Origin of the sequence: Streptomyces sp. A012304, from assembly GCF_026008495.1 — a bacterium.
Classification (GTDB): Bacteria; Actinomycetota; Actinomycetes; order Streptomycetales; family Streptomycetaceae; genus Streptomyces.
On record NZ_BQUN01000043.1, the window covers coordinates 27165 to 45780 of the forward strand.

16 protein-coding genes are annotated in these 18616 nt (G+C 73.5%); 3 read left to right on the plus strand and 13 right to left on the minus strand.

Translation table 11 applies throughout. The annotated features are described in order from the left end of the window. Positions 1 to 172: 172 nt before the first annotated feature. Together ALMP_RS10925 and ALMP_RS10930 are read right to left on the minus strand one after the other, a co-directional pair. Positions 173 to 2422 carry an FUSC family protein gene (locus tag ALMP_RS10925; RefSeq protein ID WP_264926463.1) on the minus strand — a complete coding sequence of 750 codons (2250 nt, stop codon included), beginning with the start codon at positions 2420 to 2422 and terminating at the stop codon, positions 173 to 175. A 26-nt stretch (positions 2423 to 2448) separates the two neighbouring features. Continuing rightward, positions 2449 to 3846 carry an NAD(P)/FAD-dependent oxidoreductase gene (locus tag ALMP_RS10930; RefSeq protein WP_264926465.1) on the minus strand — a complete coding sequence of 466 codons (1398 nt, stop codon included), beginning with the start codon at positions 3844 to 3846 and terminating at the stop codon, positions 2449 to 2451. Between the two features lie 258 nt (positions 3847 to 4104). On the opposite strand from ALMP_RS10930, the gene ALMP_RS10935 reads away from it, so the two are divergent. Further along, the gene (locus ALMP_RS10935; protein ID WP_264926468.1) at positions 4105 to 4596 is read left to right on the plus strand and encodes a MarR family winged helix-turn-helix transcriptional regulator; all 492 of its coding nucleotides are present in this window, start codon (positions 4105 to 4107) and stop codon (positions 4594 to 4596) included. 156 nt (positions 4597 to 4752) lie between these two features. Here the strand turns inward: ALMP_RS10935 and ALMP_RS10940 are convergent, their stop codons facing one another. The 6 genes from ALMP_RS10940 to ALMP_RS10965 form a co-directional block, all read right to left on the minus strand. Next, positions 4753 to 6459 (minus strand): PP2C family protein-serine/threonine phosphatase, encoded by a 1707-nt coding sequence (locus ALMP_RS10940; RefSeq protein ID WP_264926471.1) that lies wholly within the window; start codon positions 6457 to 6459, stop codon positions 4753 to 4755. Further along, complete coding sequence (locus tag ALMP_RS10945; protein ID WP_264926473.1) at positions 6456 to 7502, minus strand: ATP-binding SpoIIE family protein phosphatase; 1047 nt, start codon at positions 7500 to 7502, stop codon at positions 6456 to 6458. Before ALMP_RS10945 ends, ALMP_RS10940 begins: the two co-directional genes overlap by 4 nt. Further along, complete coding sequence (locus tag ALMP_RS10950) at positions 7502 to 7945, minus strand: anti-sigma regulatory factor (protein ID WP_264926475.1); 444 nt, start codon at positions 7943 to 7945, stop codon at positions 7502 to 7504. Before ALMP_RS10950 ends, ALMP_RS10945 begins: the two co-directional genes overlap by 1 nt. After that, a complete protein-coding gene (locus ALMP_RS10955; RefSeq protein WP_264926478.1) occupies positions 7942 to 8358 on the minus strand; it encodes an STAS domain-containing protein in 417 nt (138 codons plus the stop codon). The genes ALMP_RS10950 and ALMP_RS10955 overlap by 4 nt, the downstream gene beginning before the upstream one ends. Next, on the minus strand, positions 8355 to 9254 hold the full coding sequence (locus ALMP_RS10960) for an STAS domain-containing protein (RefSeq protein ID WP_264926479.1): 900 nt from the start codon (positions 9252 to 9254) through the stop codon (positions 8355 to 8357). The genes ALMP_RS10955 and ALMP_RS10960 overlap by 4 nt, the downstream gene beginning before the upstream one ends. A 333-nt stretch (positions 9255 to 9587) precedes the next feature. Next, positions 9588 to 9980 carry an STAS domain-containing protein gene (locus tag ALMP_RS10965; protein ID WP_264926481.1) on the minus strand — a complete coding sequence of 131 codons (393 nt, stop codon included), beginning with the start codon at positions 9978 to 9980 and terminating at the stop codon, positions 9588 to 9590. 384 nt (positions 9981 to 10364) lie between these two features. Here ALMP_RS10965 and ALMP_RS10970 point away from each other — a divergent pair, with 384 nt between their 5' ends. Then, complete coding sequence (locus tag ALMP_RS10970) at positions 10365 to 10736, plus strand: PRC-barrel domain containing protein (RefSeq protein WP_264926483.1); 372 nt, start codon at positions 10365 to 10367, stop codon at positions 10734 to 10736. 40 nt (positions 10737 to 10776) lie between these two features. On the opposite strand, the gene ALMP_RS10975 is transcribed toward ALMP_RS10970, so the two are convergent. Together ALMP_RS10975 and ALMP_RS10980 are read right to left on the minus strand one after the other, a co-directional pair. Further along, positions 10777 to 11211, minus strand: coding sequence for an ATP-binding protein (locus ALMP_RS10975; RefSeq protein WP_264926486.1), 435 nt, complete (start codon positions 11209 to 11211; stop codon positions 10777 to 10779). Between the two features lie 206 nt (positions 11212 to 11417). Beyond that, entirely contained in the window at positions 11418 to 13319 is a 1902-nt protein-coding gene (locus tag ALMP_RS10980; RefSeq protein ID WP_264926488.1) for a long-chain fatty acid--CoA ligase, read from the minus strand. Between the two features lie 193 nt (positions 13320 to 13512). Between ALMP_RS10980 and ALMP_RS10985 the strand changes: the two genes are divergently transcribed. Next, positions 13513 to 13746, plus strand: coding sequence for a DUF6480 family protein (locus tag ALMP_RS10985; RefSeq protein WP_264926490.1), 234 nt, complete (start codon positions 13513 to 13515; stop codon positions 13744 to 13746). Positions 13747 to 13762: 16 nt separating this feature from the next. On the opposite strand, the gene ALMP_RS10990 is transcribed toward ALMP_RS10985, so the two are convergent. From ALMP_RS10990 to ALMP_RS11000, 3 genes are read right to left on the minus strand one after another with little or no spacing between them, the layout of a single operon-like run. Then, positions 13763 to 14851, minus strand: coding sequence for a glutamate--cysteine ligase (locus ALMP_RS10990; protein WP_264926492.1), 1089 nt, complete (start codon positions 14849 to 14851; stop codon positions 13763 to 13765). 57 nt (positions 14852 to 14908) lie between these two features. After that, positions 14909 to 17122: a 1,4-alpha-glucan branching enzyme gene (gene glgB, locus ALMP_RS10995; protein WP_264926496.1), complete on the minus strand. Its 2214-nt coding sequence runs from the start codon at positions 17120 to 17122 to the stop codon at positions 14909 to 14911. Positions 17123 to 17125: 3 nt separating this feature from the next. Then, positions 17126 to 18487, minus strand: coding sequence for a maltokinase (locus tag ALMP_RS11000; RefSeq protein WP_264926498.1), 1362 nt, complete (start codon positions 18485 to 18487; stop codon positions 17126 to 17128). Positions 18488 to 18616: the final 129 nt, after the last annotated feature.

Consider the following 18616-nt stretch of genomic DNA (forward strand, 5'->3'; position numbering starts at 1 on the left):
GGCGAACACGGCACGGTCGGCCCCGCGCCGCGGTGAGTGCGGCACGGTCGGCCCCGCCGCGCAGCGGATCTGGCACGGCCGTCCCCGTCGGCGGTGAACGCGGTACGGCCGCTCCCGCCGCGCGACCAAGCGCGGAGTGTCACCGCCCCGCCGCGCGACGAGCGAGGGGACGTCACTGCCCCGGCGGTGCCACCGCGACCCCCAGCGGCCGTGCCAGGCCGACCACCGCCTCGTCGAGACGTTGCAGGTGGCGCAGCACCCGGTCGGTCACCCGGCCGTAGCGGGGGGTGCCGGGTACTCCCGGCTTCAGTTGGGCGGCGATGCTCGGGCCGGTCAGTACCCGGGCCTCGGCAGCCTCGTCCTGGACGCGCGCGGCGATGGCGCCGACATTGTGCAGGATGCGCCGGCCCGCTCCGCGCAGCCGGGGGTCCGCCGCGATCGACGGGTGCGTGGGCAGCAGCTCCGCCGTCGCCGCCAGGGACCGCGCGTGGTAGGCGCAGGTCTCCAGCAGTGCGACGACATAGCGGGCCGTGTCCCGCCGGGTCCGCAGCGGCGTGACCGGATGCGTCAGCGGCTGCGTGGCCGCCCTCAGGTCGGCCAGCGCCTGGTCCAGGTCGCGGGCCCGGTCCAGCAGATCGGCCGGCGGACCGCCGCTGAGCTGTTCCACGGCCCCTTCGGTGACATCGGTCAGCCGGTCCAGCACGGTCGTCAGCAGCTCGTTGGTCCGGCGGTCCGTCCCCACCGGCAGCACCAGCGCCGCCGCGACCACCCCGCACGCCGCCCCCAGCGCCGTCTCCTCCACCCGCAGCACCAGCACCGACAGGCTGTAGGTGTGCAGCAACGTGTACAGCACACCCAGCGCGGCGGTCACGAAGAACGACATCAGCGTGTACGACAACGGCGCCGTGTAGAACATCGCGAACACGCACAGCAGCACCACCGCGAACGCCGTCCACGTGTGGTGCCCGACCAGCCCCGCCAGCGCGATGCCCGCGATCACCCCGAGCACCGTGCCCAGCAGCCGCCGGTACCCCTTCACCAGGATCTCCCCGGTCGACGCGGTGTTCAGGAACACGATCCAGCAGGTCAGCACCGCCCAGTACCAGCGGTGCTCGGAGAGCAGCTCCCCGCCGACGATCGCCAGCGACGACCCGACCGCGACCTGCACGGCCGCCCGGGTGGTCGGCCGGCGCAGCCCGGTGGCCTCCTCCGCCTCGTCCCCCTCCTCCTGCGCCCCGCCGATGGCGGCGTCCTCCGCGTCCAGCTCCTCCCGGGACCGGGCCGTCTCGGGGCTGTCGTCCGACTCGTCCTGCGGGCCGTCGAGCGCGATCCGCAGCCCCAGCACCGCGCGCGCCGCCTCACCGATACCGCGGAACACCTCCTGCGCGGCGGGCGAGGCCCGCGGCAGGTTCTCCTCCTCCCGGTACCCCAGCAGCCGGTTGCGGACCTGCGCCGGCCCGGTCCCCGTCACCTCGGCGACGGGAAGCCGTACCAGCAGCCGGAGCGCGCCCAGGTCGCGGCGCAGGGTGTCCGTCGCCTCGTCGTGCACCGGCAGGCGCCCGGACCCGGGGACCGTGGCGCCCGGCAGATGCAGGGCCAGCGTGTCCGCCCGCTCGGCGCTGCGCGCCGTCAGCACCAGCAAACCCAGCCGCTCGGCGGTGATCTCCGCGTCCGCGATCCGGCGCTGCACCAGCCGGGCCGTCGACTCGTCCGGGGTGCCCTCCTCCAGCCGGCTCTGGATCATCATCGCCGTCTCGTGCAGCCGCGCGGTGCCCTCCCGGACCTGCGCGAGCGCCTTCTCCGCGTCGTCCGGGCCGGCGTCGAGCAGCTCCAGCTGGGCGCCCAGCAGCTGCGCGAGCCGCGCGCGGAAGGCCACCCGCAGCCGGTGCAGGATCCCCGCCGGCGTCTGCGGCACCAGCACGAACCGCGCCACCGCCGCGCACCCGAACGCCACGGCGATCGCCGCGCACAGGCCCGGCAGGGCGGCGCTCGTCGCCCCGACGAACAGGGACAGGAAGTAGACCTGGAAGCCGATCAGACCGAGCGCGGTGCCCCGGTCGCCGAACCGGCGGCCGTAGACGGCGCAGAAGATCAGGGCGACGAAGAAGAGGTCACCCGCCACCCGGTGGGAGCTGAGCAGCGACGCCACGGACACCGAGGCCAGGGCGACCGGCAGCCCCAGTGCCAGCGTCACCGCCTGTTTCCCGCGCTGCTTCTCGCGGACCGCGAAGGTCGCGACCATCGCCGCGACGGCCCCCGCCACCAGATGCTTCACGTCCGCGCCCAGCGGCGAGAGCACGGCCAGCGTCAGAGCGATCGCGCCGACCGTCCGCAGCCCCGCGGCCAGCCGCAGCAGCCCCGGGTCGGACGCCGCGACCCGATCCCGCCACCGCGTCCCCCACGACCGTGCCCGCGCTCCCACGCCGCCGTGCTCTCTCCCGTCTCACCTCACGCGGACCCGGGGCCCGCGTCGTCCGCAGCTCCCGCGCCGCCCTCCACGCGCGCCCGCACCTGCTCCGGCGTCAGATAGCTGTCGGTGTACTCGAAGTCCTTCAGCTTGGCGGCCCGGCGCGCCTGGAAGCCGGTGCGCACGAAGTCGTCGCCCGCGAGCGCGTTCAGCGTCCAGTTCGTCAGCACCCGGGCCTTGGCCACCCCGGTACGCAGCGCCGACCAGTGGTAGCCGCGCGCCACCGCCTGCGCGGGCAGACCGCGCAGCTCGACGCCCAGCGGCTTGGACACGGCGTCCGTGCCGCCGAGATCGACGACCAGCCCCAGGTCCTTGTGCACATACGGCTTCATCGGCTGCCCCCGCAGCGTCGCCAGCACGTTGTCCGCGACGGCCTTGCCCTGCCGCATCGCGTGCTGGGCGGTCGGCGGGCAGACCGCGCCCTCCTCGCCCTTGGCCTCGTCCGGCACGGCGGCGGCGTCACCGAGCGCGAACACCCCGTCGTGGCCCGGCAGGCACATCTCGGAGGTGACGGCCAGCCGCCCGCGCACCGTCTCCGCGCCGAGCGTGCCGATCAGCGGGCTCGCCACCACGCCGGCGGTCCAGATCAGCGTGCGGGTCGGCACCACCCGCCCGTCGGTGAAGGTGACCTCGTCCGGGCCCGCCTTGGCGATGGACACCCCGAGCGAGATGTCGATCCCGCGCCGGCGCAGTACCTCCTGCGCGCTGCGGCCGAGCTTCTCGCCCAGCTCCGGCATCAGCTTCGGCGCGATGTCGATCAGATGCCACTTGATCAGGTTCGGGTCGAGCCGGGGGTAGCGCTTGACCGCGTTGTGCGTGAGCAGTTGCAGACAGGCGGCGGTCTCCGTGCCGGCGTATCCGCCGCCGACCACCACGAACTGCAGCCGCGCGGCCCGCTCGGCGGGGTCGTGGCTGGCGTCGGCGAGGTCGAGCTGGGAGATGACGTGGTCGCGGATGTAGGCGGCCTCGGCGAGCGTCTTCATGCCGAAGGCGTGATCGGTCAGCCCGGGGATGTCGAAGGTCCGGGTGACGCTGCCGGGCGCCAGCACGATGTAGTCGTACGGTTCGTCGACGATCTCGTCGGTGATGGTCCGGATGACGCAGACCTTCGCCTTCAGGTCCACGCCGATGGCGCCGCCGGGGATGATCCGCGTGCGGTACTTGCGGCTGCGGCGCAACGACAGGGCGATCGACTGGGGCGTCAGCACCCCGGAGGCGACCTGCGGCAGCAGCGGCAGATAGAGCTGGTAGCTGAACGGCGTCACCAGGGTGATCTCGGCCTCGCCGGGGGAGAGCTTGCGTTCCAGACGGCGCACGCACCCCACTCCCGCGAAGCCCGCGCCCACCACCAGGATCCTGGGTCGTGTCACGATGTCCATCCCTTTCTGCGGCTCCAGGCGGTCTGCCTCGACGTCATGCGCGTGCCCGCCGAACGGCTCTTCGCACCTCATCGATCCCACCGCGCGCCCAGCGGTTCCGCCAGTCGGGCGGCGCGTCAGACGAACGTTTCTCCTGTTTCTCCTGAGGCCGGCTTTTCTCCTGAGGCCACGGTCGTACCCGCCCGACGGCCCGTGTACGCCCGGGTCCTTCGGGTAGGCCGACGTACATGACAAGTGTGGTGGCCGGAGAGTAAGGACGTGGTGTGCGCGGAGGGCTCCGACGACGGCCGGCGGGAGGGCCGGGAGGCGACGGCCCGACGGGTCGCGGACGCGGTGGAGAGCCTGGTGACCTGCTGGCTGGCGGCGGCCGAGGAGACCGCACCCCGGTTGCCCGCCCGGCAGCTGCTCGCCCTGCGGACCGTGCGCCACCGTCCGCGGCTCAACCTCACTGCCCTCGCCGACCATCTCGGCGTCGGCCTGCCCACCGCGAGCCGGCTCTGCGACCGGCTGGAGGCCGCCGGGCTGCTGGAGCGGACCGTCCAGCCCCGCAACCGGCGTGAGGTGCAGCTCCTCCTCACCGCCGACGGGCGGCGCGTCCTCGCCGAGGTCACCGACCGGCGCGTGCACCGGCTGGCGGCCGTGCTGGAGACCATGACCCCGCGGCAGCGCACCGCCCTGGAAGAGGGCCTCTTCGGCTTCCTCCAGGCAACGCACACGACGGCCACCGGACGCACCGGCCGACACGATTGACGCGGCCCCGCGCCTACGGCCACCGCCGGCGGCACCGGCCCGGACGACCGACCGCGGCCGGGAGGCCGGCGTCCGCACCGGCCCCGACCGCTGACGGTGGCCCGGGGCCGGCGTACCGCCACCGCCGGACGCGCCGCGCGGACGACCGACCGTCGGTCAGGACACCGGTGTACCGCTGTCGACATGGCACAGCAGCAGGCAGACGTCGTCGTCGCGCTCGGAGTCGCTCAGCATCGGGTCCAGGATGGCCTCCGCCGAACCGTCCAGGTCGCCGTCCAGCTCCTCGGTGCGGAACGCGCCGAGCGCCGCCGCGAGCCGCTCGATGCCCGGGTCTATCCCCTGGGCCCGCCGCTCGACCAGACCGTCCGTGTACAGCGCCAGCGTCGAACCGGGCTCCAGGGGCACCGTGTGGTCGGCGATCTGCTGACGCAGCGGGATGCCGAGCATCGCCCCCGGCTTGGCGTCCAGAGTGCGCACCCGCCCGTCCGGGCCCCGCAGCACCGGCGGCGGATGCCCGGCGGCCGCCCACGTCAGCACCGGCTCGCCCGGCTGGAAGCGGGCGATCACGGCCGTCGCGTACAGGTCGGGCTGGAGGTGGTGCAGGAAGGTGTGCAGCCGGGTCAGCAGCACCCCCGGACTGCCGCCGTCGACCGCGTACGCGCGCAGCGCCGTGCGCAGCTGGCTCATCATCACCGCCGCGTGCAGCCCGTGCCCGGTCACGTCACCGACGACGGTGATCAGGCTGCCGTCGGGCTGGCGGAAGGCGTCGTACCAGTCGCCGCCGATGTTCAGCCCGTACGTCGCCGGCAGATAGCGGGCGGCCAGGTTCAGGCCCGGCGGAGTCGGCAGGTCGGTCAGCAGGGCCCGCTGGAGGGTCTCGGCGATGTCCCGGTTGTGCTCGAACCGCCGTGCGTTGTCCAGGGCGATGCTCGCCCGCCGGGTCAGCTCGATCAGCATGACCGCGTCGTCCGGGTCCCAGCGCTCGCCGGGCGGGGCCAGCGTCAGCACGCCCAGTGACGCGCGCCGCGTCGACAGCGGCACGCACAGCAGCGGCCGGGTCGGGTGGAGCGCCGACAGGGGGTGGTCGTCCACGCCCGGGAGCCCGCCGGGATGGTCGGCCGCGTACTGGGGCCGCCCGGTGCGCGCGGCGACCACCGCGGCCGCCGGGTGGGGCGCGGGCGGACGCCGGTCGTCGTCGGCTTCGAAGAGCCAGACGTCGACCGTGCGGGCGTACTCCGGCACCAGCAGCTCGGGCAGCCGGCGCACGATCTCCTCGTGGTTCAGGGACGCCGTCAGCACCGCGCTGGCGTCGGCCAGGAACGTCAGCCGGCGCCGGGCGCTCTCCGCCTCCTGCCGGGCCGCCCGTTCCGCCGCGAAGGCCTCCCGCTGGGCCCGCCCGGCCGCGTCCAGCTCGGCGTGCAGCGCCAGGACGCCCTGGTTGGTCTGGTGCAGCTCCTCCCGGTGGAAGGCGACCAGCTCCTCCTGCTCGGCGAGCTTGTCCAGGACGAGGGCGGTGTCCTCGTCGGCGCCGAGCAGGGCTTCCGCGAGGAGCCCCGGCTCGTCGGCCACCGCGGCGAGGGCGGCGGCGTCCGCCGGCTCGGGACAGGGCACGGCGACGCGCCACGGCGGTTCCGCGGCGCCGGGGGAGGGCGCCACCTCGGTGTGCAGGTGCCCGTCGGCCGTCTCCAGGGTGAGCCGCCAGGTGCCGCCCTTCGTCAGGCACTGACGCAGCCGCCCGCTGAGGGCGCTCGCCAGCCGCGTCCGCTCCAGCGGCGCGACGCCGTACGCGGCGGCCAGCCGGGCGGTGGCGATCCGGGCGCCCGCCGCTTCGGTGACGGTGGTGATCTGCCAGGTGCGCTTCATGGGCGGTCCGGCGGGGTCGGGGACAGGACGGCGACGGTGGTGTCGTCACGCACCGGGCGCGCGGGACTGCTGGTGTCGCGCACGGTCACGGCGGCCGTGACCGCCGGGTCGGACCCCGGCAGCCGGGGGTCGGCGGGCGGCACCCAGCGGCTGGGCAGACCGTCGCTGTGCAGCACCAGCAGACGGTCCGGCCCCCACGGCAGCACGGTCTCGGGAAGCGAGGCGGGCCGGTGCACGCCCACTATGCCGGGCCGCGACAGCAGATGACGCCAGGAGTCGCCCTCGCGCAGCCGCGCCCCCACGTTCCCCACCCCGATGAACAGCAGCTGTTCGGCCCGTATGTCGAGCTGCGCCAGCGCGACCGCCGCGCCCCGGGTGCCGCGCAGCACGCCGTCCAGACGGCGCAGGATGTCGGCGGGCCGCAGCCGCGCCGAGCGGTGCACCTCCTCGACGGCCGCGGTCGAGGCACGGGCCGCCTCCGGGCCGTGGCCGAGGCCGTCGGCCAGCATCAGCGTCATCCGGTCCTCGGCGCGGACCCAGGTCCACACGTCCCCGGAGACGTCGGCGCCCGCGAACGGGATGTTCACCCCGCCGGCCCGCGCGGGCGCCGGAGCCGCCGGACCGGCCGACCCGGGCGCGCCGACGCGGGCCAGGGCGACCGTGCCGCGCCCGGGCACGCTGTGCAGGCCGAAGTCGTCGGCGACCCGCCGGCAGGTGCCGAGCCCGGCGCCGAGCGAGCCGGCCGTGGAGAACCCGTCGCCCAGCGCGGCCGTGACGTCGGCCATGCCCGGACCGTGGTCGACGGCGGCGATCTGCACCACCGGCGGCCCCGGCCGCCCGGACGGCGGGGCGACCGCCTCCACCAGGAGCTGGCCGCCGCGCGCGTGCTTGAGGAGGTTGGTGGCCAGTTCCGTCGCCACCAGCGCGGCGGCCGCCGTACGCGACGCGTCGAGGCCCGCGAGCGCCGCGGCCTCCTCCGCGGCCACGCGCGCGTCGCGCACCCGCGTCGAGTCGTGCACCGGGACGTCCCACACGCGCGGCATCAGGACTCCTCACGCTGGCGGGGCGGCCGGGCCGCCCACGAGGTCACCCGGACCGTCGTCCCCTGCCCGGGCGTGCTGTCGATGACGAAGTCGTGCACCAGCCGCCGGGCCCCGCCCAGCCCCATCCCCAGCCCGTCGCCGGAGGTGTAGCCGTCGCACAGCGCCTGCTCCACGTCGGCGATGCCCGGCCCCTGGTTGGTGAAGGTCAGCCGCAGCCCCTGCGTCCGTCCCTCGGACACGCGCGCGGTCTCCACCTCCCCGCCGCCGCCGTACACGAGTGTGTTGCGGGCCAGTTCGCTGGCCGCGGTGACCAGCTTCGTCTGCTCCACCAGGCCGAACCCGAGGGCGGCGGCCGCCTGGCGCACATGCTGGCGCACCCACACCAGGTCCAGCTCGGAGCGGATCGGCAGGCGGGCCTCGACGCCCGCGGCCGTCCCGCTCACCGCGGCTCCCGGCGTGGGCCGCGGGGGGTCGTGTCCGGCTGTCCGAGGAGTCGCAGGGCCGCCTCGGTGCTCAGCGCGGTCCGCAGCCCCGGCAGCGTCAGCCCCAGCTCCACCAGGGTGATCGCCACCGCCGGCCGCATGCCGGCCACCACGGTCTGCGCGGCCAGCAGCCGGGCGTTCGCCGCGATCTCGGCCAGCACACGTCCGAGGAAGGAGTCCACGATCTCCACCCCGGAGATGTCGATGACCACCCCGGTGACCCGGCTGTGGGCGATCGCCTCCACGATGTCCTGCTGGAGCTGTTCCGCCGTGCCGTCGTGCAGGTCGCCCTGCAAGGTGACCAGCAGCACCTCGCCCAGCCTGAGCACCGGCACGGGAGCGGCCCCGCCGGTGAAGGAGAAGTCGTCGTTCACCGTGGACCCGCACCGCCGGGCGTCGCCTGGACGATGTCGGTGCCCAGCCCCTGGAGGGCGTACGCCAGGGCGTCGGCGAGGCCGGCCCGGGTGACCACGGTGCCCAGGTCCAGACCGAGGTGCACGATGGTCTGCGCGATCGCCGGCCGGATGCCCGAGACGACGCACTCCGCGCCCATCAGCCGGACGGCCGCGACGGTCTTCATCAGGTGCTGCGCGACCAGCGAGTCGACGGTCGGCACGCCGGTGATGTCCAGGATCGCGTACTGGGCCTGCTGGTCGACGACCGCCTGGAGCAGCGTCTCCATCACGACCTGGCTGCGGGCGCTGTCGAGGGTCCCGATGAGCGGCACCGCGACGACGCCGTCCCACAGTTTGATGACGGGTGTGGCGACCTCCAGCAGCTGCATCTGCTGCCGGTCGATGAGGGCCTGCACCTCGCTCAGCGCGGTCTCCATGACCACCAGCCGCAGGGTGCCCATCAGGACCGCCAGCGTCGTCGTGCACTCCCTGACGTGATCGGGCGGCGCGTCCGGCAGGTCGGCGACCAGCAGGTTGACCACGGGCGCCCGCAGGGCGTCCACCTCGCTGGAGACCTGAGCGGTGCTCAGACCGGAACGGGAGCGGGCGGCCGTCATCCGGGCCAACTGCTCGCGCACCACGGTGAATCCGGCGCTGTCGGAGTCCTCCACCCGTCCGGAGGCGGCGACTTGGGCGAGGGCGTCCACGACGCTGCGGCCCGCCTCCACCGCCTCGTCCCGCGAGACGGTGAACACCGAGCGGAACAGGGGGTCGTCGGCCCACCGCTGGGCGATCTGCTCACGACGGCGGCTCAGGAAGGCCCCGACCTCGTCCGTCGGTGCTGTGGGCTGCGCGGCCGCTTCGTGCTCCGGCACTGCTTTCACTCCTCCATCTGCGTCCTGCGCCGTGACCCCGCCGCGGGTGGCGGGACGGCTCTGTGACCCTTGCCGGTCGACAACCCTAACCACGGGCCGATCTCGGACGACACCCCGCTTCGCACGGGCAACCCGCTCGTGCGGCCGCCTGGGGACGGGTGTCCGAAGCGGCGACCGGTGTTCGACTCCCGGCCTCCCGGACCGGCGTTCCGGGGCTGAGTCTGCCCGCGGGCGGCTGGGCCGTGAGGAACGCACGGTTGTCGAACGGCAAGTGTCAGGCCGCCGCCGGCGGCCCCTCCGCGTCGTCCCCGCGGGGCGCGGCGAAGGCGCCGGTCAGGCCTCCTCGTCCTGCGGCGCCCGCTGCGGACGGTCGATGAGCGCCAGGGCCTCGTCGACCTTCTCGGAGACCGGCACGGTGATGCTGACTCCGGTGAGGTCGAGGACCCGGCGCACGGCGGGCGTCGGATTGATGACGTGCACGCTGCCGGGCAGACCACGGGCCTCCTGATACACCCGCAGGATGATGTTCATACCGGAGGAGTCCATGAAGGGCACCGCCGAGAGGTCCAGGAGGAAGTGCCGCCTGCCGTGATGGAGCTGGTTCGCCAGATGGGCCTGGAACTCGGTCGCGGTGTCGAGGTCCAGATGACCCTCGACCGTGACGAGGGCCACGTCCTCACGGGGCAGGGTGACCTCGACGGACAGCGGGTTCTGGGCGATGGACACGGATACCTCCGAAGACTGACGGTCCGGGCTGCGTTCCCCGGCGGGCGGCTGCGGCGGGAGGCGGGAGCGGCTCAACGCGGGGGCGTCCGACCGGCCCCGATCCTGCGACGCCCCCTTTCACCTGCGGTTCCCGGCCTCGCGCCGCGCCCCCCGGATACCCCCCGACCCGCACTCCATGCACACCGGCCCCGGGCCGTCGCGGCGCGGGCGGAGCAGCCCGCGGTCCACGCGCCCCGAGGCTCGGCCGGCCGGCGGCCTGACACGGACGCAACTCCCCGGCCGATCACGCCAGTTCGACCCGTCGGCGCCATACGTGGAAGGCCCTGGGCCGCATGCGGGCGTGGCGGCAGGGTATGCGTGCTGGGGACGGGAGAAGGGAGCAGCGTGACCACCGACGGAATCTGGTCCTACGCGCCGCACAGCGGACACGCCGAAGGGCAGGACCTGACGGGGTACACGGTCGTGGCGGCGGACCGCACCATCGGCCATGTCGAACGCGAGGCCGGTCACCACGGGATGCGGCACCTGGTCGTCGACACCGGCGTCTGGCTGTTCGGTCGCAGTGCCGTCGTCCCGGTGGGTGTCGTCACCGCCGTCGACGTGGCGGACCGCAAGGTGTCCCTGAGCTGCACCGGCGACGAGGTCAAGGAGGCCCCCCGGTTCCGCACCGACAGCGAGACGAGGGACCCGGCGTACCTCACGGCCGTCGGCGAGCACTACCGCCGGCTCATCCCTGGCGGGACCACGACGGCCTGAGCGGCCGGCCGCGGTCACCGGAGCGGCCTGGGACGGGGCGTCACCAGGGCAGGAAGACGTGCACCTCCTTGCCGTCGTCGTGCCGGACCACGCTGACCTGGGTGCACAAAGTGTGGATCAGGTGCCAGCCGATGCCCCCGCCCCCGCTGTCGGGGCGGAAGGGGCGCGGTGACGGCACCGTGGTGCTGGTGTCGTGCAGCGTGACGTGCACCCCGTCGAAAGTGGGCCGCAGACGCAGCTCGAAGGGGCCCGGCGCGTACTGGACCGCGTTGGAGGACAGCTCCGTGACGATCAGCACGATGTCGTGCCAGCACTCCGGAGCAGAGGGCGGTGACGCCCGGGTGAGGTCGCGGAGGAACTCCTCCGCGGCCAGGCGCGCACCCGTCACATCCTGCGGTTCGCCCGCGAACCGGGCGGTGCGGCTCGGAATCGCCCAGGAGGCCAGTGAGTCGTTACCACGGGGCTCGGTTGCCATGTCGTCGTGCGGCCCGCCTGGGCCGTCGTCCTTTCTCGTGCGGCTCTCTCGCGTCGCCACTCTCCAGGGTTCCCGGGGCCGCGCGGCCTACGCGTCCGGTCTGCCGAGGTCACAGGGCGGATACGCCGAGTAGTCGTCGAGTGACGGAAGGTGTCCGGGTCGGCCCGTACCGTCAAGGGCGGCGGGACGGGCCGCCGCCCCGCTCCTCACCGGAACACGTCGTCCGCGTCGTCCCAGCTCAGCACCTCGTCCGGGGTGCCCTGCCGCGGCAGCCGCGCCCGGGACTGGTACATGGCGTCGATCTCGGCCGCGTAGTGCGCCACGATCGAGTCGCGGCGCAGCTTCATCGACGGCGTCAGCAACCCGTTGGCCTGGTCGAACGGCTCCGGCACCACGCGGAAGACCCGGATGGACTCCGAACGGGACACCGCGCTGTTGGCCGCGGCCACCGCCCGCCCGATCTCCTCCCGCAGCGCGTTCTCCTCACGCATCTCCCGACTCGGTGTGTCGCCCTGGATGGACAGACCGCCGCGCCAGTGCGTCAGGAAGTCGGGGTCCAGCGTGATCAGCGCGCCCACGCAGGGCCGGTTGTCGCCCACCACCACCGCCTGGTGGACCAGCGGATGCAACCGCAGCCGCTGCTCCAGACCGTACGGCGCCACGCTCTTGCCGCTGCTGGTGATGATGACGTCCTTCTTGCGGCCCGTGAGGGTGAGGTAGCCGTCGGAGTCGAGGGACCCGAGGTCGCCCGTGGCCAGCCAGCCGCCCCGCAGCGCGGCCCGGGTGGCGGCGTCGTCGTTGACGTAGCCCTGGAACACCGACGGGCCGCGCACCAGGATCTCCCCGTCGTCCGCCACCTGGATCTCCGTGCCCGGCAGGGCCCGCCCGACGGTGCCCGACTTCTCCCGGCCCAGCGGCTGCATGGTCACACCGCCGCCGGTCTCCGTCAGCCCGTACCCGTCGTGCACGTAGATGCCGATGCCCTCGAAGAACAGGGACAGGTCACGGTGGAGCGGTGAGCCGCCCGAGGTGGCGCGGTGCACCCGCCCGCCCAGGGAGGCCCGCAGCTTGCGGTACACCGTGCGCTCGAACAGGGCGTGCTGGAGCCGCAGGTCGAAACCGGGCCCCGACCCCCGGCCCAGCCGCCGGCGTTCGACGGCCGCCGCGAAGTCCCGGGCCGTCTCCGCGGCCCGCTCGAACAGCGCGCCCCGGCCCGCCTCCTGGGCCGCGCGCAGGAAGTTCTTGTAGATCTTCTCGAACACCGACGGCACCGCGTAGAGGTACGTCGGCCGGAAGGACCGCAGGGCCTCGGCGAGCGCGGTCGCCCCGAGGTCGGGCTGATGGCCCATGAGGATGCCGCCCCGCAGGCACAGGCCCTGGATCATCAGGCCGTACACATGGGAGAACGGCAGGAAGGCGAGGACCGACGGCTGCTGTCCGGGCGGAGCGGCCGTGTGGCCCCAGCCGGCCAGCAGGGTGTCACAGGGGGAGGCCAGGCTGCGGTGGCTCAGGGCGCAGCCCAGCGGCCGGCCCGAGGTGCCCGAGGTGTAGGCGATCACCGCGGTCGAGTCCGGCAGCACGATCCGGCGCAGCGAGTCCACCGTGGTGACCGGCACCGACTCGCCGAGGTGCGCGAGGTCCTCCAGCGCCCCGGCGTCCAGCTGCCAGACGTGCCGCAGCGCCGGCAGGCTCGCGCACACCGAGCCGACCGTCATGACGCTCTGCTCGTCCTCCACGACCACGCCCACACAGCCCGAGTCCCGCAGGATCCACTCGACCTGGTCGCGCGAGGACGTCGGATAGACGGGGACCACCTCGGCGCCCACCGCCCACAGCGCGTAGCACAGGACGGTCCACTCGTAGCGGGTGCGTGCCATGATCGCCACCCGGTGACCGGGCGAGACCCCGGACGCCACCAGCCCCTTGGCGAGATCGACGACCTCGTCGCGCAGCTCGACGGCCGTCACCTCCTCCCAGGCGCCGGAGCCGGCGCTCCGACGGGCGAGGGCCGGACGGGTGGGGGTGCGGGCGGCTGTCTCGAAGACGCTGTCGGCGAGCCCTCCGGTCAGGGGCGATGCGGCTGGGGGAGCGAAGGCGACATCGCGCATGCGCTGCTCCTGACATGTACGGGGTGTGACTCCGCCGATGAGAACTGTTATCGACGGTGGTCGAATGTAGCCCAGGTGAGACCGGTTGGGGCCGCGAACGGTCAAGGAAGTCCGTGCCGATGATCTCGGAAGTCCGTGCGGATGATCTCGGCGGGATTGTTGCGGTCCTCGGCGGGAGGGGGACTCGGGGGACATGAGCCACATCAACCCCGACCCCGAACCTGAACGCAGTACCGGTCTGGAACCGGGCGGCGGCGTTCCGCCCGGCGAGACCCCGCCGGCGGAGAGCAGCATGCCCGGGGCCGGACCTCAGGAGACCCACAATCCTCCCAAGGGCTGGGCCAAGGGCCCGCTCACCCTGATCATCCTCCTCACCGTGCTGGTCGCGGCCTTCTTCCTGGTGTACGCCCTGGTCCTCCTGCTCTGAGCGGGAGGGCGGGGGCTCAGCTCTGGGTGTGCCGCACACAGGCGGTGACGACCTCGCGCAGACTTCCGGTGCGCTCCCACACCTCCCGCTGCACCCGGGCCCCGTTGCCGTCGCGCAGCAGCTCGGCACAGGAGGTGCGGGCCCGCTCCAGGTCACCGTTGTCGGCCAGCGCGTCGCGCACATGGTCGAGCAGGGCCCGCACCACCGTCCCGACCGGAGCGCGCCGCATGGTCGCCGGGTGCAGCAGCTCCCCGGTCAGCCCGGAGCGGGCGGCCTGCCAGTCGGCCAGCCGCAGCAGGCTCACACTGTGGTCCACCGGCTCCTCGCCCGCCTTCCACTCCCGGGCGGCCGTCTCGACGAGCCCGCGCACGAGCGTGGCGACGAGGACGGCGGTGTCCGCGTGCAGACACACGTCCGCGACCCGCACCTCCACCGTCGGATACCGTGCGGACAGCCGGGCGTCGAAGTAGACCATGGCCTCGTCGAGGATGGTGCCCGTGGCCACCATGTCCGCCACCCGCTGGTGGTAGCGCTCGGCCGAACCGAACAGCTCGGTCGGACCGGCCGACGGCCAGCGCTGCCACACCCGGCTGCGGTAACTGTCGTATCCCGTCTCCTTGCCCTGCCAGAACGGTGAGTTGGCGCTCAGCGCCGACAGCACCGGCAGCCAGGGGCGGATCCGGTCGACGACCCCGACGCCCTCCTCGTCCGACTCCACGGACACATGCACATGACACCCGCACACCAGCTGCTCACGGGTCGCGATGCCGTAGTGCTCCGCCATCCACTGGTAGCGCCGGTTCATGCCGACCGAGGGCCGCACCGGCAGCGGGGAGGTGGCGAGCGCCGCGACCGTGCACCCGATCTCCCCGGCGTGCCGGGCCGCCTGCCCACGGATGCGGACGATCTCCTCGGCGAGCTCGTCCATGCCCGACTGCGGGTGGGTGGCGAACTCCAGCATCTGGTTGTGCAGTTCCTTCTCGAAGACGTCCTGGTCGGCCGGTTCCCGCGTGGCGCGGGCGAGAACCGCGGCGGACAGTGCCCTCGGCTCCCCGGTCTCCGGGTCGACCAGGAGGAGTTCCTCCTCCACTCCGACGGTGCGCACGGTATGCAGCCTTTCTCTGGCAGGTGGTACGCACCCGACTGCCCCGTCGGGCCTTCTTCACACGGAGTAAGGCGTCAGCCACACCGTGGCCAGCGGCGGCAGGGTGAAGGCGATCTCGCCGTTCTCCGGTTTGACCGCCTCCGGCAGGGTGACGTCGCCGCCGCCGTAGCGGGCGGCGTCGGTGTTGAGCGCCTCGTACCAGACGGGGACGTCGTCGGGGACGCCGAGGCGGTAGTCCTGGCGGACGACCGGGGAGAAGTTGCTGACGGCGAGGAGGGGTGTGCCGTGGGCGTCGTACCGCAGGAACGCGAAGACGTTGTCGTCGGCGGCGTCACAGAGCACCCACCGGAAGCCGGCCGGGTCGCTGTCGCGCTGCCACAGGGCGGGGGTCGCCCGGTAGCGGGCGTTGAGGTCGCGGACCAGGTCCTGCACGCCCCGGTGGTCGGCCGCGGCGCAGTAACCGGGGTCCAGCAGCCACCACTCCGGGCCGTGCGCCTCCGACCACTCCGCGCCCTGTGCGAACTCCTGTCCCATGAACAGCAGTTGCTTGCCGGGGTGGGCCCACATGAACCCGAGGTAGGCGCGATGGTTGGCGCGCCGCTGCCACCAGTCGCCCGGCATCTTCGACACCAGCGCCCGCTTGCCGTGCACGACCTCGTCGTGGGAGATCGGCAGGACGTAGTTCTCGCTGTAGGCGTAGATCATCGAGAACGTCATCTCGTGGTGGTGGTACTTGCGGTGCACCGGCTCCTTGGCGATGTACTCCAGCGAGTCGTGCATCCAGCCCATGTTCCACTTCAGCCCGAACCCCAGACCGCCGCAGTCGGTCGGCCGGGTCACCCCGCCCCAGGCCGTCGACTCCTCCGCGATGGTGACCACTCCCGGGTTCCTGCGGTACACGGTCGCGTTCATCTCCTGGAGGAACGCCATCGCGGCCAGGTCCTCCCGGCCGCCGTACGCGTTCGGCGACCACTGGCCGGACTCCCGCGAGTAGTCGAGGTACAGCATCGAGGCCACGGCGTCCACCCGCAGCCCGTCGATGTGGAACTCCTCGCACCAGTACACGGCGTTGGCGACGAGGAAGTTGCGCACTTCGGTCCGCCCGTAGTCGAACTCGAACGTCCCCCAGTCGGGGTGCTCGGCCCGCTGGGAGTTCCCGGGTTCGTACAGCGGGTCCCCGTCGAACCGGGCCAACGCCCAGTCGTCCTTGGGGAAGTGGGCCGGAACCCAGTCCATGATCACGCCGATCCCGGCCCGGTGCAGGCGGTCCACGAGGTACTTGAAATCATCAGGGGTGCCGAGTCGCGAGGTCGGAGCGTAGAAACCGGTGATCTGATAACCCCAGGAGCCCGCGAAGGGGTGCTGGGCGACCGGCATGAACTCCACGTGGGTGAAGCCCAGGTCGGCGACATAGGCCGGCAGCTCCTCGGCCAACTGGCGGTACGTCAGCCCGGGCCGCCAGGAGGGCAGATGCACCTCGTACACCGAGAACGGCGCCACGTGCACGGGAACGTCACCCCGCCGCGCCATCCACTCCTGGTCGCCCCACTCGTAGTGCGAGGCGTGCACGATCGACGCCGTGTCCGGCGGGACCTCCGCGTACCGCGCCATCGGGTCCGCCTTGAGGAAACGGTGGCCGTAGCGGGAGGTGATCTCGAACTTGTACCGGGTGCCCTCGCCGACCCCGGGCAGGAACAGCTCCCACACCCCGGACGCGCCGAGCGAACGCATCGGGAAGGCGGTCCCGTCCCAGTACGTGAAGTCAGCGGCCAGACGCACCCCCTGGGCGTTCGGCGCCCACACCGTGAAGCGGGTGCCGGTCACGCCCTGGTGGGTCATCGGCTCGGCGCCGAGCGCCTTCCACAGCTCCTCGTGCCGCCCCTCCCGGATCAGGTGCAGATCGAGCTCGCCCAGGGCGGGCAGGAAGCGGTACGGGTCGTGCACCTCCCGCTCGTCCGCCCCGTCGTCCTCGTACGCCACCGTCAGGGTGTAGGCGGGGATCGCGTCGAGCGGCAGGACGGTCGAGAAGAGGCCGTCGCCCTCCGACCCGAGCGGGGTGCGCTCGCCGTCCACCACGACGGCGACCGACCGGGCGAAGGGGCGCAGCGCCCGGAAGGCGACCCCGCCCGGCACCGGGTGCGTCCCCAGCAGGGCGTGCGGGTCGTGGTGGGTGCCCGCCAGCAGACGCCCGCGGTCGGCCGGGTCGAGCGGGGGCGCCACGGGCGGGCGGGGACCGGCCGACTCGGGCAGAGGGGTGTCGCGCAGAGCCATGGGTCAGCCTCCTCGGACGGCGAGTCGTTCGATCGCCGCCATCGGTACGGGGAGCCAGTCGGGTCGGTGCCGTGCCTCGTACAGCACCTCGTAGACGGCCCGGTCGGTTTCGTAGGCACGCAGCAGCGCGTGCTTCTTGCGGGGGTCCCAGCCGGCCCCGGCCGCGTAGCCGGCGCAGAACGCCTCCCGGCAGCGGCGCGCCCACTCCGGGCGCCAGGGCCGCCGCTGGCGGGCGGCGTAGTCGAAGGACCGCAGCATGCCGGCGATGTCACGGACCGGGGAGTGCGCACTGCACCGCTCGGCCAGCGGGCGGGAGGGCTCGCCCTCGAAGTCGATGACGAACCATTCCCGTCCGGCGCGCAGCACTTGCCCCAGGTGCAGGTCGCCGTGGATGCGCTGGGCGGACGGGCCCGGATCGCAGGCCGCGAGCGCGTCGAAGGCGGTGGTCAGGCCCGGGACGTACGGGCGCAGGGCCGCCACATGGTGCGCGGCGGCCTCCAGTCGCTCGGTCATGGCGGCCGCGGTCCGCGTGTTGTCGGCGCGCGGGGCGGCCGGGAAGGCCGCGGCGAGCGCCGTGTGCACCTCGGCGGTGGCCCGGCCCAGCGCCTCGGCCTCCACCGTGAAGTCGTCCCCGTGGGCCAGGGCCTCCAACGCCAGGGTCCAGCCGTCCGAGGCGTCGGGCAGGAACGGCTGGAGCACGCCGAGCGTCGCCTGCTGGGGATGGGTCGTGCTGAACCAGGCCACCGGGGCCGGCACCCGGCCGCAGCCCTGCCCGGCCAGCGCGACCGGGACCTCCAGATCGGGGTTCACCCCGGGCTGGATGCGCCGGAACACCTTCAGGATGAAGGCGTCGCCGTACACGAGGGACGTGTTGGACTGCTCCGCCTCCAGCAGCCGCGGCGCGAGGCCGGCCGGTACCGGCACGGACGGGTCGGACGCGAAGCACAGCGGCCCGAGCGTGCCCGGATGCCGCATGCGCTCCAGCAGCAGATGGGCCGAGCGGGGGTCCTGCAACGCGTCGTGCACCGCGAGACCGGCAAGCGGCCCCTCCTCCACCCTGCCGATCAGAGCCCGGCCCAGCCGCGGCGACAGATGCTTCTGGATGCCGAGGAGCAGCTGGTAGCAGTCGCCGGGCGGGGGAGTGCCGCCGGGTGCGGGCACGCCGTTCTGGCCGGTCTGCACCAGCAGGTGCAGACAGCCCGGATACAGCTCCGTCATCGACAGCAGACGCAGGTCGTTCAGGGGCCGGTCCTTGCCCGCGAACCAGCGCTGCCGCGGCAGCCACTCGCGCAGCAGCGCGCCGAGCGTCCCGCCGGAGCGGACGCCGACGGCACTGCCCGGGCTCAGAGATGCGGTCTTCGGCATGGTGACGCGTCCTTTCCTCGGCGCACGCTCACAGGCGCCGGCCGACGCGGGATGCGGCTCGGGCGAGCCGGAACCAGTAGAAACCGTGGCCTGCGAGGGTGAGCAGGTAGGGCAGTTCGCCGATCGCGG